The organism is Mesorhizobium sp. BR1-1-2, from assembly GCF_020165435.1.
Lineage (GTDB): Bacteria > Pseudomonadota > Alphaproteobacteria > Rhizobiales > Rhizobiaceae > Mesorhizobium.
This window is the reverse complement of sequence record NZ_JAIUID010000017.1, coordinates 99,490-113,527: the sequence shown is the minus strand read 5'-3', so window position 1 is coordinate 113,527 and position 14,038 is coordinate 99,490. Positions and strand designations below refer to the sequence as shown.

Genomic DNA, 14,038 nt, shown 5'->3' with positions numbered 1-14,038 from the left:
GTTTGCAGTGCGGTGTTCTGGTCCGATGTTCCGGCCGGCGGCGCGACATGGTCGAGCTGGTCGAACTGGCGCACCACGAAGGCGCCGCTCGAGGCGTTCAGCGTCACCGTCATCACGGTGCGATCGCCAAGCAGGTTATAAGCGCCGTTATGGTTGCTGTCGACAAAGCCGACCAGCGTGTTGCCCTGGACCATCCAGCTCAGCTCGGCGCCCTTCGACGATAGCCCGATCGCCGTCAGGTCTGCGGCCGCCGTGCCGGTGAAGCCGAAGCCGCCGCCGGCGGCCGGGCCGTCGGCGCCGAAGTCGACAAGCCCGTTCAGCGAGCCGGATGCGATCGCCGCACCCAGCGGAGCCTCCGTGCCCGAACCGTCGCCGGACCCGTCATAGGGCGAGGTCCCCTGCGACCAGGGGCTGAATATGTCGTCCTCGTCGATCGTCACCGGCGCGGCATGGTCGCTCAGGACCTTCGGCCCGTCATCCTCGAAGACGACGGTCTGGGAGATGTCGGCGCTCTGTGTGACGTGGTCGCCGTCGCCATCGGTAACCGTCACGGTGACCGAGACCGAGCCGGCGTCGAGCGCGATGCCCTCGTCGTTGCTGTGGATGTCGGGATGCTGGAGCGAGACGTATTGCGCCACCGCGACCTGGCCGGTGGCGGCATCGATATGCAGCGCGATGGCGACCTTGTCGGTGGCGGTGATGCCGTTGTTGTCGGCATCATAGACGCCGATCACGCGGCCGCTGCCGTCGGTGAACAGCGAGATGGCATGCCCGTCCGTGGTCTTCAGGCCGGAATCCACGCCCGCATTGCTGGCAAGGGTAAGCGCATAGACAAGCGAATTGCTCGTTGCCGGGCCATCGGCGCCGAACAGCGCCGTGGCGTTCACGACGCCGCCGCTGCCTTGCGCATATTGGTGCAGCGGCATGTCGGGATCGGCTCCGGCATTGACGCCGGCAAACAGGGCCGCCACGGCCGGATCGGTGGTGTCGTCGGAATCGGCATCGACGCCTGCGGTCTCGTCGATGACGATGATGTCGCCGACCTTGACGTTGGCAAGGAAGGTGCCGGTGTTGTCGCCCGCTTCGCCGATCTCACGGAAGGTCAGTGAGTTGTCGCCGGCCGTCGCCGTGACGTCGATGGCGATGGTCTGCATGAGGCCGGAGGTCGGGTCGTAGGTTCCGACGCTGGTCCCGTTCCAGATCACTTCGAGCCTGGCGCTGTGTGGGAGGCTGGTGTCGTTGGCGGCGCCGATCTCGAACGAGATGCGGTATTCGCCGGCGCTGAGGCCATGCAGCGTCTGCGAGATCTGGACGTTGCCGGGGCTGGCCTCGAGGTCGACCATAACGCTGTTGGTCGGGCTGTCGGCGCCGCGATAGCCGTCACCGACCTTCTGCAATTCGATGCTGCTGGCGCCTTCGTAGGGCGAAGCCGTGACGGTCCAGGCGCCGGCGGGACCGGTCGTGGTGCCGCTGCCCGCGCCCCAGGCGTCGCCATTGGGAACGAAGCCGTCCAGGAACAGGCCGTTCAAGGCACCGTTCGGCTGCGAGATGGTCAGGCTCGGCCCATCGTCGTCGAAGCTGATCTGGCCCGAGACGTCGGCGCTGGCGCTGGCGGTGTCGCCGTCGCCATCGGTGACGGTCACGCTCACCGCGACCGAATGCGAGCCCAGCACCACCGTGTCGTCCGAATTGCCGGCGTCGGAATGATGGAGCGACAGATATTGCTCGACGGTCACCTTGCCGGTGGCCGGATCGATCGATAGCGCGAACGCGGCCTCGCCCTTGAACGTGCCGCCCTGGACGACGCCGACGACGACGCCGTTGCCCAGCAGCTGCAGTTGGATCGCGGAGCCGTCGGTGACGGCAAGGCCGGAAACCGCATTGGTCACGCTCAACGCATAGACGGTGCTGCCCGAAACGGCCGGACCGTCGGCGCCGAACAGCGCCGTGATGTTGACGAAGGCGCTGTCGCTGGTGCCGTGCGCGATCGCACCGGTGCCGCCGACATCGGGATCCTCGCCCTTGGTGATGCCGGGCGTGGCGATCAAGGCCGCATCGCTCGTGGTCGCCGTCTCGTCAAGCAAAACCGTAACGCCGGTGGCGGCGACAGCCGTCACCTTCGGGCCGTCATCGTCGAAACTGATCTGGCCCGAGACGTCGGCGCTGGCACTGGCGGTGTCGCCATCGCTATCCGTGACCGTGACCTTGACGGCCAGCGAGCCGGCGGTGAGTGCAACCGTGTCGTCGGGATTGCCGGTGTCGGAATGGTGGAGCGACAAATATTGCTCGACGGTCACCTTGCCGGTGGCCGGATCGATCGATAGCGCGAACGCCGCCTCGCCCTTGAACGCGCCGCCCTGCACGACTCCGACAACGACTCCGCTCGCAAGCGTCTGCAAGGTGATCGTCGAGCCGTCGGTGACGGTCAGGCCGGAAACGGCGTTGGTTACGCTCAGCTGATAGACCGTGGCGCTACTCGCCGCCGGGCCGTCGCCGCCGAACAGCGCCGTCACGTCGACCAGGGCGCCGCTGCTGGTGCCGGAGGTGATCGCCCCGGTACCGTCGACGTCGGGATCCTCGCCCTTGACGATGGTTCCGGTGTCGATCGCAGCCGCCATGCTCAAGGCCTGCGTCTCGTCGAGTGAGACCACGGCGCCGGCGTCGGCGACCACCGTCACCGAAGGCCCATCGTCGTGGAACTGGATCGCGCCGCCGATCTGGGCGCCGCCGAATGCGCTGTCGCCATCGAAGTCGGTGACCGTCACCGAGGCTGTGATCTTGCCCGAGAGGGTCAGCACGTCGTCATGGGCGGCAGCGGTCGATCCATCGACGGTGTGCTCCAGCGGAGCGTATTGGGTGACCGTAAGCGTGCCGTTGCCGTTGATGACGATGGTAAAGGCGATGTGGGTGCCGCCGTTCTGATAGGTGCCGGTGACCGTCGTCGCATTGGTCTGCAGCAGCGTGATCGCAAAATCGCCAACGGCCGTCTTCAGCCCCGAATCGAGCGATGCGGCATTGCCGGTCAGGCCCAACGCATAGGCGATGCCGCCGCCGGCGGCGGCGCCGTCGGCACCGAAATTGGATGCAATGGAAATAATCGGGTTGGTGCTCGTCACGGCGATCGGAAAGCCAGCCGGCGAACCGGCGTTGGTTTCATCGAGCACCGCGGAACTGGCTGCCGTGTTGCCCACAGTCAGGGCAGGGCTGTCGTCCTCGACGACCACGGTCATGTTGGCCGTTGCCGAGCCGCCGAACGGATCCTGCACGGTAACCGGGACGACGATGGAGAGGTCATCCTCGAAGCCGGCCAGCGGGTGGTCGAGGGGACCGAGCAGAGCGATCTGGAAGGTTCCCGCGCTCGCATCCGTGATGGTGACACTGATCACGACGTCCGATCCGACCCTGCCGACGAGATGCGTCGAATCGACCAGTTCCCAGACGACGTGGGTGCCGTGCGAGGTGAGCGTCGTGGCGGGCACGCCGAGGCCGTAGGTCAGCGGATCGCCATTGGGATCCGTAGCGCCGAAGCTGCCGTTGATGACCGAGAGATTCGATTCGTCGAAGGGTGAGCCGGGATCGCTGTCCGGGTTTGCGCCGGAAAGCCCTTCTTCCGACACGCGGACGGTGAGATCGCCAAATTCCGGGTTCGCATTGGGAAGGAACAGCTCCCGCCTCTCGGCCTGCCCGAACTGCAGATCGGTCGGCGGCAAGAGCGCCGAAAGATCAAATCCATCGCCGATGCCGCCGGGAGGAATTTCAAAATTTCCGCCGGCGCTCGAGGTCGAACCTCCAGGGCCAGCAGACATCGAACCGTCGGCGCCGAAGGCAACATCCACATGGCTTGCCTCGAGCGCGGCGATCAAGGCGACGCGCGGCACCTCGACATCGCCAAGGACGAAGGTCGGCACGTTGAGCGCGCCGTCCTTGATCACGATGACCGAGCCATCGGCCTGTTCGAGCACGAGATTGTGGCCGTCGACCTTGATGTTGTCGATCGAGACGTTCGCCGGAAGCTTCACGACGTTGCTGGCGTCGGCGACGTATTCGTGCGGCGCTGCTGCCGCCGGAGCCTTAGCCTCCGCTGGTGCTTCCGCCGGCGCACCGCTGCCTACATCGACCGGCACTGGTTCGGCCGCTGCCGGCGCGGCCTGTTGCGTCGAAGCCGCTTGGGCGACCTGGAACTCTGCCGGCGAGGTCTGGTCGTGACGGTCACTGGCCATGGAATGCTCGTCCCACGAACCCGAAACGGCGTCCAATTCGTTATTGATGGTCATTGCTTGTACCCCTCCGGCATTTCCCGGAAAGAGACAGCGGCAACCATTACTTTGCAACAGTTCCTCAATCTGCTTTATATACTATTATATGCGTACAAAGGCATTTTTTACGCGTGGTAAACTGGGAGCATATATTCTGTTATATAAGTCGAATATCCGTCGGTGCGGATGAGGGCTCGCCTCCTGTCGCATGGTAAATAGAAGTATAAATTCTAATAAAATTTTACGAAAAATGGGACAAGTAAGTTTTGTCGCCATTATCTACCTTCGTTGCCAATAATTTGAGACAAGATTGGTACCGTCCACAGTCAAAAGGTGGGCGTTATGAAAAAAGAAAAAACCAAGCCGGGAACAGCCGGCCTCAAGCTACTCTTGCTGACGATCAGCCTTGCGGGCCTGCCGCAGCCATCGCTCGCGAGCGTCCATTTAGAGGACACCGTTTCGGTCGGCGGGCTTGTTGAGGACGTGCGGATGCCGTTCAGCCTGGGCGGCGTTTCCCTGGAAAGATCCCATCCTTGGCGACCGGCGGCAGGATACCAGCCCGGCGTGGTTTCCATGAGTTACACGATCGATGATGCCCAAGCCGGCGTTGCGCCGGGGCCTGCCGATGTCGGAATCGATCCCATCAAAACGGCGGCAATCATTCCCGGCGTGTTCGGCTCGGTCGCATTGTCCATGCACAACTTTCCCGTCGCCGCTCGGTGGGCGCCGGTCTACCAGGCAATTGTCGGCTGCTCGGCGGGCAGTGCTTGCGAACAGAAGAGCGCGACATTTGCCAGGCTGATCTCGTCGGCACAGGGCAAAGGATTCAGCGAGAAACTGTCGTTCGTCAACAGCGGCATCAATCACCTGATCGCCTACAGGAAGGACGGTGTCATCTATGGCAAGCTCGATTACTGGGCAAAGCCCGCCGAGGTGCTTGATAAGCGCGCCGGCGACTGCGAGGATTTCGTCATACTGAAGATGACGGCGCTGCTGAGGGCCGGCATCCCCGCGCAAAGCATGGCGTTGGTTGTTCTCCAAGATCGCAGGCGGGGATTCTTCCATGCGGTCCTGTCGGTAAGCACGGCAAGTGGCGTGTTCATTCTCGACAGCCTCAACAACACCGTGCTGCGCGACAGCGATCTCCCCGACTATGTGCCGCTTTATTCCTTCAGCACGGACCGAGCCTGGATCCATGGTTCGAGATCGGGCAACGCGCAGGTCGCGGAGATTAAGGGCGGTTTCGCAGGCGTCGCGCCCGGCGAGGGATTGCAGTCCGACACGGCTTCTGGAGCGCTTGCCCGTCGGTGAGCAACGGCGGTTCGCCGTTTTTTATGGAACGCCGAACCGCTCTATCTCTTTGTTTTGCACAATTCCTGACGGAAAAGCGTTTCGCACCTGGAATTGCTTCTAGCCGCTGACGAATGCCATCAGCAGGTCCTGCCCGACCAGCGGTGCCCGCACGGCGTTCAATTGGCCTCGATAGCGGCGTTCGCCGGCGCCGATGACGAACCCGCTGGCGACCGGAATCTCGCCATTGGCATCCAGCCGCGCGAAGATGTCCGCGACGTTGAGATCGAGCGCCAGCCTCAGATCCTGACGGCCGTCATCGCTCGGCGCCGTCGGCAATTGGCGCTTTACCAATTGTTGGAACGGAGCGTTGAAGGTCAGGATCTTTTTCGACGATGAAAGGGCGAAGGCGGGCGAGGGGCAGGCGACCAATATCGCGGTGATCGTCCTGATTGATGCAAGCCTCTTCAACGTCAGGTTTTCCTCCGTCAAGTCCCGAATGCAGGCAACTCTGATCGCCGATGTCAGGTTGCCAGCGGGAGACTGGCTCTCGGCGATCTCATCGACAAGCATGCCGATCGTGCATTTGCGGCTTTCCGCCATCTGCTTGAGTGACGTCCAGAACGTCCGCTCCAGGCGGATGCCGCGGCGGATGCCGCGGCGCGCGACAACCCGGAACTCCATACCGAGGTCTTCCGTGGCCATCGGCACGAGCAACCGCTCGAGGACAGCGGGAGGCGTGGCGCTATCGTTCACTCATCGCCTCCTCTCGTGCCTTGTTGATGGGCTTCAGCAGGTAGGTCAGGATCGTCTTGCGGCCGGTCTTGATGTCGACGGAGCAGATCATGCCCGGGATGATCGAATAGGTCTTGCCGTCCCGCGTCAGCGTCGACCTGTCGGTCGCGACGCGCACCTGATAATAGGGCTCCCCTGTCTTCTGGTCGACGAGACTGTCGGCGGTGATGTTCGAGACCTTGCCTTCGATGCCGCCGAAGATCGAGAAATCATAGGCGGTGACCTTGATCAGCGCCTCCTGGTCCGGCCGGATGAAGGCAACGTCGCGGGGCGAAACCCGCGCTTCGACCAGCAAGGTCTCCGAAGTCGGAACGATGCCGGCGACGACCGCGCCGGGCTGCACGAAGGCGCCAACCGTATTGATATCAAGCGTGTTGACGATACCGTCGACTGGAGAACGGATGTCGGTGCGGGCCACCTTGTCGGTCGCGCCGCGTATGGTTTCATCGACCACCGAGAGGTCAGCCAGCGCCTGCGTCAGGTCGCTCAGCGCTTCCTGTTGCAGCTGCAGACCGAGCTCATCGACCTGAAGCTGGGCCTCGGTGATGGCCGATTTGGCTTTCTTGGTGGTTTCTCCTGCAAGCGTCAGCTGCCCGTTGAGCTCTGTCTGCTCGCGTTCGACCCGGAGTTGCTCGGTTCGCGCCATCAGGCCTTTCTTGACCATCGCTTCGACCAGCTTTGCCTCCTGGTCGCTGACGACCAGATTCTTCGTGAGGCGATCGGAATTGGCGGTCGCCTCGTCCAATTCCTTCTCGCGCTGATCGAGGCGCGACTTGAGAACCGACAGCTTGACTTCGAAGTTGTCGCGGCGGGCGACGAGCAGCTTCTGCTCGTTGTCGCAGATTTCCGGGGCGACCTTCTGGATTTCGGCCGGACACGGAAATTCCCCTTGCAGATTGCCGCTCTGCTCGAACTTCAGCCGTGCAATGCGGGTCTGCAATGCCCGTGCCTTGGCCTGTTGCTCGCCAAGGCTGGAGGTGTTGAACGTATTGTCCAGGCGGATGATGAGGTCGTTCTTCTTCACGACCTGCCCGATCTTGACTGCAATTTCCTGGACGACACCCGGCTCGCTGGCCTGGATGATCTGCGTTTTGGAAGCAGGTATGACCTTACCGTCGCCGCGTGCGATTTCATCCACCTCGGCAAAGGACGCCCAAGCAACGGAAGACACGAAGAGTGCACCTATGATGAATATGGACGCCGACGCAAAGAGCGGCGGCCGGTCTTCCCTTGCAAGCATTTCCCACGGCCCCAACGCATTGAATACTTTGATAGTTTTCGTTCTTCAGGTGCTTTTTTTCTGCAGCGCCTGTATCACTTGGTCCTTTGGCCCATCGGCAACGATCCTGCCTTGCTCGATAACGATAAGCCGGTCGGCAAGTTCGAGCATGCTGAAGCGGTGCGTCGAGACGATCAGCGTCGTATTTCGATCGAAAGCCACTTTGAGCTGCTTGATCAGTTGCCGCTCGGAAGCCAGATCCATCGAGCCGGACGGCTCGTCCAGGAAGACGACTTTCGGTTTCGTCAGCAACAGCCGGGCGATCGCCATCGTCTGTCTCTGGCCGCCCGAGAGATTGGTGCCGCGTTCGCCGACATTCATGTCATAGCCACGCGGGTGGCGAGAGACGAAATCGTCGACGCCGGCGGCCTTGGCTGCTTCGACGATCTGCTCATCGGTCGCCTCTGGACAGGCCATCAAAAGATTTTCCTTGATGGTGCCTGAAAACAGATCGTTCGCCTGCGCGACGATGCCGACCGCGGCGCGGACCTCGGAGGGGTGGTATTGGCGGATGTCGATGCCATCCAGCAGCAGTTCGCCGGAACTCGGCAAGAAAAGTCTGCCGATCAATCGGCCCATCGTCGTCTTTCCTGATCCTATGCGGCCGATGATGCCGATCCGCTCGCCCGGCTTCACGGAGAAATTCAGGCCGGTCAGGACCTCGTTCTCGGAGCCGGGATAGGTAAAGCCGACGTTCCTGAACACCATGGCGCCGTTGCGGATGGGCCGGTTGACGAAGCCCACGGTGTCCGGGCGATCCTCCGGCTGGGCCATGATCGAATTCACCATCCGCAAAGAGAGCATGGCCTGGCGCAGTCTGGACAGAGTGATGGCGATCTGACCGAGCGGGGCGACAGCTCGGCTGGCCAGCATGACGGTGCCGATGATGGCTCCGGTGGAGACATGTCCTTCGGAGAAGGCGTAGGCGCCGGCCACTACCAGCGCGACCGTGACCATCTGCTGGATGGCCTGCGTTATATTGCCGGCGGCGGCCGAAAGCTGCTTGATCTTCTCGGAGGTGTTGGAGGCGTTTTTGGAATGCTCTCCCCATTTTCGCAACAGGTAGGCCTCGGCGCGCAGCGACTTGATCGTTTCCAGCGTGGAGATGGATTCGACCAGCAGGGCCTGCCGTTGCGAGGCCTCGTTCATGGACGCCGCCACACGCTTGCCGATGCGCCGCTGCGTGACCAGTCCGACGATCACCGACGCGACGAAGGCCAGCGCGGGTATCATGACCAGCCAGCCGCCTATCGCATAGATGACGAGGAGAAAAACAAACACGAAAGCCGTGTCGATGAACACGCTGATAGTGTTGGACGTGAAGAATTCGCGCACGAATTCATATTGGGTCACGCGATTTGCGTATTCGCCCGTCGAGCCCGGCCGTGCCGCCAGAGACGAGTTCAGCACCTTCTCGAACAGCATATATGAAATGCGCAGATCCGCCTTGCGCCCGGCATAGTCGATGAGCGATGCCCTGGAGGTCTTCAGCAGCAGGTCGAACAGGATGACCGCGCTGATGCCGATGGCCAGCACCCAGAGCGTCGATATCGCCTTGTTCGGCAGGATCCTGTCGTACACGTTCATAGTGAAGATCGGCGAGGCGATGGCGAGCAGATTGATGAACACCGCCGACAGGATAACCTTCGAATAGGTGCGCCAGAACGGCCCCATCGTTCCCGTCAGCCAATGTCGTCGCTCGATCTTCGGCGCCGAGCCGACGCTCATCGCCTCCGTTGCGTTGGCGTAGGTGATCGAGAAGGACGCACCGCCGCTGATATAGCTGTTGGCCAGTTCCGACCGGCTGATCGTGGTGCGCCCGTCCTCCTGGGGAGCGGTGAAATATTCGCCGGCTTCACCATCAGCCAGCAGCGCGACCGGCAGCTGGCTGACGCGAAAGACGATCGCGGGGAGGTCGATGCGCCCCCGAACAAAGTCGCGATGGCTGAACTCTGTGATTTCAAGGCCGACGCGCTCGGCAAGATGCCGGATCGCGTCGATATCGATGCGCGTTTCGGCCAGCGGCACGCCGGCAAAGAGCACGGTTTCGGCGCTGGGGCGGCCGAGATACGCGGCTACGGCCGAAAAGCAGGCCTTGAAAGCCTCTTTCGGTGACAGGATGTTGGGTTGCTGGTTCACGATCCGCCCGCGGGGACTCTCGATCGATCCTTAGGCTCGCCTATTTTTTCCTGACCGGCGCCAGAATATCGAACGGCACGTCGTTCTTCTGTTCCGAAGGCGTGCGCGCATAGGTTTCGGTGTCGGCCGTTTCCGGCGCGGCGAACTCGGTCCGCGCGTATGCCGTAGCCTGTTTTGGCGGGTGGATGTCCATCGTTTTCAGCAACTGCCCGGTCGCCGCCAGAAGCCGATATTGCGCGAAAAGGGATGCGTAGGACGCGGTGTCGGCCAGAGTCGCGGTGTTGAACCGCGTGTTCTGCGCATCGAGCACGTCGAGCAACGAACGCTGACCGACCTTGAACTGTTCGCGATAGGACGCGACCAGCTTTTCGTTGGAGGCCGCTTGTAGCTTCAGGGTCTTGGCCAGATCGGCCTGCCGGAAGCGACGATCCCATGACGTGCGAACGGCTTCCTCGATCTCTCGGAGAACCTGGTGCATCGCGAGCCGCTGCTCGCTGGTGCGGCGGATCTGCTCCTGCTCATTGGCCTTGTCGATGCCGCCCCGATAGAGATTCCAGCGCAACACCAGACGTGCCTGCAGATCGGATGCGTCTCCATTGTCGCCGTCAATGTCGTAGCCCGCCCGGGCAGAGCCTTCGGCAATGATCGAAGGACCGTATTTCGCCCGCGCCGCGTCCACCAGCGAGGCCGCCGCGGCGATATCGCTGTTGGCCATGTGGACGCGCGGGTTGCTCTCGCGCGCAAGGCCCAGCGCATCGTCCAGCGACCTTGGCAGCGTGCCGGATACGTCGGCCGGCCTCGCTGCATTGGTCAGCGGCTTGCCGACAGTCTTGAAAAACCGTATCCGCGCGGCCTCCAGTTCCTCCGACGCTTCCTGCATGCGGGCCTTGGCCGCGAACAGCCGCTCCTCGGCCTGTTGCCGGTCGGCTTCGTTCAGCCCACCGCCGGCAATGCCTTCCTGGATGTCGTGGAGGATTGCTTGATGGAAGCCCAGGTTCTTCTTTGCCTCGGCAACAATCGAAGCCTGGAGCATGTATTCGAGGTAGTCCTGGACAACAGAGAGGCCGATGAATTCCGACCGTTCCAGCACCCGAAACGACGCGCCATCGACGCGGGAGGCCTGGCGGTTCAATTCTGCGCGCCTTGCGCCGCTGTCATAGAGCGTCTGCGAAACGGTCAGGTCGGTTTCCGCCGGATAAAGCGCGTCGTCCTCTATCGAGAGTGCGCGCCGTGACGAATTGTCGAGACGGCGAGCGCCAGCCGACGCCTGCAGGTCGACGCTGGGCAAATAGAGGCCCTTTGCCTGACGCAATTCAAACTCGATCGCTTCGCGATTTTCTATCGCCTGGCCGATCTCTGGATTGGATTCGACCGCTACCGCCACGGCCTCTTTGAGCGTGAGGGCGTTCGCCCCGCCGCAAGTCAGCATCGTAGCCGCCATCAAAAGACCAAGGCGCTTGCCTATGGCCGACATGCCAGTTCTGTTCATTTAGCCCACCCGTTTCCCCAACGCCTTCTCAAGGCGCTTAAGCGGGCCAACCCCAGGCCCACCATTGCCGAATTACCCGATATATTCAGAAAATACGTGAGCGAATATTAATTTAGATGACTCTAAATGGGTTTTCCCAGTCATGAGCAGTGACATGTAGCAAAAATAACACACAACAGCGGGGCCGATGGGGGTGGGAGAATGCCGATCGGATGCAACAGAAAATGCCTTGGCTGGAGCGGCGAGGGCACTTTTTTGAAAACCGCGCAATGGTTCCCAATAATTGGACGCGCTTGCCCGGGAGCCGGACGCGGATTATAAAACGGATATAGCCTCCGATAAGTGCCGATGACGCGTCAATGGAGTGCTGCCCATCCAGTCACAAGAATAAGAGCAAGCGTAACCAGTGCTCCCGAAACGTACAGAACCGTCCTGACACTGCCTCCCTTTGCGGCGTTTCCGCCACGTAGGTAGATTCCCAGATGAACCAGGCGTATCGCCAGGTGCAGCCACACAAGCGTCGCCAAAGTGGTCGGCCCAACACCAACCATCATCGCCAGCACCGCGGGCACGACAAAGGGTGCCAGAGCCTCAACCGAGTTCATGTGAACGCGGTCGATCCTGTAGAGCGGGTTGTGGTCGTCCGCCGGGACTACCGGTCCGGAAAGTACCCCTGCAAATCCCTTGGACGAACCGGAATAGACTGCCAACACCACCGACAGCAAACAAAGCGTAAGCACGCCGAGGATGCTTAACCAATAGACTTCCATGTTGTCTCTGCTCCTGGAACGCAGTGGGCGATAAGGTGCTTGCGAGTCATACCCCACCACCGCAACGCGGTTGTCAGGCTGCCCGATGGTTGAACAGGTCGCGGAACCGTTGCAGGTAGAGCGGCCAGCCCTGATCGCTATCAACTGCACCCATGACGCCCTCCCAGCCTTCGCCATGGCGCTCAAGATGCCGGTGCTCGATCTCAACCCGGGTTCTGTTCTCGGTCTCGGCCGTGAACCGGATCTCCCATTCGCTCGTCTTGTTCGGGTCGGTCTCGATCTGCCACCGAGGGCTGATGTCCCAGCTCAGAACCAGCCGGGTGGGCGGATCGTAGGCCAACACGCGAGCCCAGCGGCACTCGCTGCCATCCACGCCTCGGTCGTAAACGTGCCCTCCGACCCGGGGTTCGAAGATTGTTTCTGCGATTGGAACGGCAAGAAGATTGTGCTCTCGAGGTTTGAACCTCCCGAAATCCTCGGTGAAAACCTTGAAGGCACGCGCAATGGATGCCTCGACGACGACGAAATGCCTTACGGGCGCGAGTGCAGGATCCTTACTCATGCTTGGTCCTTTTTGGATGCTCGACGGCTAATTTGTAGCCCGCCAGGGTCTTGCTCCAGAACTGGTCGATTTCCGCGCGCAGGCCTGCCAGCCCATCCTGATCGATACGGTATATGCGTTCCTTGCCCGAGCGCGTGTCGGCCACAAGCCCGGCAGCCTTGAGTATCTTCAAGTGCTGAGAGACGGCCGGCCGGGTTACAGGCAGGGCACGAGCAAGGCCGCTGACCGAACAGGGCTGTTCGACCAACAGTTCGAAGATCGTGCGCCTTGTCGGATCTCCAAGCGCTGTCCAGTAGTTCGCGTTAGTAACCACTAACGCGAACTTAAATCGATGGCCGCGACCTGTCAATATCGGGAGGTCAACGATTCGTCGTCCAAGCTTCCATCCGGCTCCGCGGGATTAAAGGAAACCAGTCAGCGACCTGCGCTCTCTCGTGGCGGCCGTCGCAGGGAGTGCCAGTTGCGCTTTGACGGTATCGGCATACCGAATTGCATTTTTTGAATTGGCCTTTGCCGACCTGCCTTGGCATTTATCGAAGCAGTCAGTTGATGCTGGGATCGAGGATGGCCAAAGTGGCGCAAGTCTATTGCAATCGGCGTTACATGCCCGAAGACGAGGCGCGCATCGGTCTCTTCGATCGGGGATTCCTCTTTGCAGACGCGGTCTACGAGGTGACCGCCGTGATCGGCGGCAGGCTGATAGACAATGATTTCCATCTCAATCGTCTCCAGCGGTCGCTTGCCGAGATATGTATTCCCATGCCCGTGACGCTGCCTGAGATAGAAGCCATTCAATTGGAATTGATCTCGCTCAACGGATTGGATGAAGGAACGGTCTATCTCCAGATTTCGCGAGGCGAAGCCAACCGCAATTTCCTGTTTCCCGATGATCTTGAGCCGACCATGGTCGCCTTCACAAACGCCCGCAAACTCGTGGGAACCAAGGCTCAGACCGAAGGCGTCGCCGTCGACCTGGCGCCTGATCCGCGCTGGGCACGGCGCGACATAAAGACCGTCATGCTGCTGGGGCAGGTTTTGGCAAAGCATGCTGCAAGCGAGAAAGGCTTCGATGATGTCTGGTTTGTCGAGGGTGGACAGGTGACCGAGGGCGCGTCGGCGACGGCTTTCATCGTTACGCACGACGGCCGTGTCATCACTCGCGCCAATTCTCAAGCTATCCTGCCCGGCTGTACGCGGCGAGCAGTGGCGCGTCTATGTGAAGACCAGGGCATTTTGTTTGAAGAGCGTGCATTCTCGCCAGAGGAGGCGTTTTCGGCGGCGGAAGCGTTCCTTACCTCTGCCTCGAGCCTGGTCACCCCCGTCATCCGTATTGCCGGCCACAGGATCGGAAACGGCCAACCTGGTCCATTGACACGCCGCCTGCAGGAAATTTACGTCCAGACAGCTTTTGCAGAGATGAACGGGCATGCGGCCGGACGAACGGCCCTTGCTTGATGA

Annotated in this window: 10 protein-coding genes; 2 read left to right on the top strand and 8 right to left on the bottom strand. The window is 61.5% G+C overall.

Features of this window, described 5'->3' with window-relative positions; all coding sequences use genetic code 11:
• Positions 1-4,274, bottom strand: a 4,274-nt coding sequence (locus LB551_RS26375; RefSeq protein ID WP_224661032.1) for a DUF5801 repeats-in-toxin domain-containing protein, incomplete at its 3' end; no start/stop codon positions are given.
• A gap of 324 nt (positions 4,275-4,598) precedes the next feature.
• Here LB551_RS26375 and LB551_RS26370 point away from each other — a divergent pair.
• On the top strand, positions 4,599-5,567 hold the full coding sequence (locus LB551_RS26370) for a transglutaminase-like cysteine peptidase (protein ID WP_224661031.1): 969 nt from the start codon (positions 4,599-4,601) through the stop codon (positions 5,565-5,567).
• 99 nt (positions 5,568-5,666) lie between these two features.
• On the opposite strand, the gene LB551_RS26365 is transcribed toward LB551_RS26370, so the two are convergent.
• The 7 genes from LB551_RS26365 to LB551_RS26335 form a co-directional block, all read right to left on the bottom strand.
• Positions 5,667-6,302, bottom strand: coding sequence for a ribbon-helix-helix domain-containing protein (locus LB551_RS26365; RefSeq protein ID WP_140553520.1), 636 nt, complete (start codon positions 6,300-6,302; stop codon positions 5,667-5,669).
• On the bottom strand, positions 6,292-7,581 hold the full coding sequence (locus LB551_RS26360; protein ID WP_224661030.1) for an HlyD family type I secretion periplasmic adaptor subunit: 1,290 nt from the start codon (positions 7,579-7,581) through the stop codon (positions 6,292-6,294). Before LB551_RS26360 ends, LB551_RS26365 begins: the two co-directional genes overlap by 11 nt.
• Positions 7,582-7,626: 45 nt before the next feature.
• Positions 7,627-9,759 carry a type I secretion system permease/ATPase gene (locus tag LB551_RS26355; RefSeq protein WP_224661029.1) on the bottom strand — a complete coding sequence of 711 codons (2,133 nt, stop codon included), beginning with the start codon at positions 9,757-9,759 and terminating at the stop codon, positions 7,627-7,629.
• A gap of 40 nt (positions 9,760-9,799) precedes the next feature.
• Entirely contained in the window at positions 9,800-11,248 is a 1,449-nt protein-coding gene (locus LB551_RS26350; RefSeq protein ID WP_140553515.1) for a TolC family protein, read from the bottom strand.
• 356 nt (positions 11,249-11,604) lie between these two features.
• Positions 11,605-12,018 carry an MAPEG family protein gene (locus LB551_RS26345; RefSeq protein WP_140553514.1) on the bottom strand — a complete coding sequence of 138 codons (414 nt, stop codon included), beginning with the start codon at positions 12,016-12,018 and terminating at the stop codon, positions 11,605-11,607.
• A gap of 73 nt (positions 12,019-12,091) precedes the next feature.
• Positions 12,092-12,580: an SRPBCC family protein gene (locus LB551_RS26340; RefSeq protein WP_224661028.1), complete on the bottom strand. Its 489-nt coding sequence runs from the start codon at positions 12,578-12,580 to the stop codon at positions 12,092-12,094.
• Positions 12,573-12,893, bottom strand: a complete 321-nt coding sequence (locus LB551_RS26335; RefSeq protein WP_140553511.1) for an ArsR/SmtB family transcription factor — start codon at positions 12,891-12,893, stop codon at positions 12,573-12,575. The genes LB551_RS26340 and LB551_RS26335 overlap by 8 nt, the downstream gene beginning before the upstream one ends.
• 251 nt (positions 12,894-13,144) lie before the next feature.
• Between LB551_RS26335 and LB551_RS26330 the strand changes: the two genes are divergently transcribed.
• Positions 13,145-14,035: a D-amino-acid transaminase gene (locus tag LB551_RS26330; RefSeq protein WP_224625834.1), complete on the top strand. Its 891-nt coding sequence runs from the start codon at positions 13,145-13,147 to the stop codon at positions 14,033-14,035.
• Positions 14,036-14,038 lie beyond the last annotated feature (3 nt).

Bases quoted from the DNA above. Each gene is read 5' to 3' on its own strand.
- LB551_RS26330 (WP_224625834.1), top strand. From the start codon at position 13,145: ATGGCCAAAGTGGCGCAAGTCTATTGCAATCGGCGTTACATGCCCGAA.
- LB551_RS26345 (WP_140553514.1), bottom strand. From the start codon at position 12,018: ATGGAAGTCTATTGGTTAAGCATCCTCGGCGTGCTTACGCTTTGTTTG.
- LB551_RS26360 (WP_224661030.1), bottom strand. From the start codon at position 7,581: ATGCTTGCAAGGGAAGACCGGCCGCCGCTCTTTGCGTCGGCGTCCATA.
- LB551_RS26370 (WP_224661031.1), top strand. From the start codon at position 4,599: ATGAAAAAAGAAAAAACCAAGCCGGGAACAGCCGGCCTCAAGCTACTC.
- LB551_RS26350 (WP_140553515.1), bottom strand. From the start codon at position 11,248: ATGAACAGAACTGGCATGTCGGCCATAGGCAAGCGCCTTGGTCTTTTG.
- LB551_RS26340 (WP_224661028.1), bottom strand. From the start codon at position 12,580: ATGAGTAAGGATCCTGCACTCGCGCCCGTAAGGCATTTCGTCGTCGTC.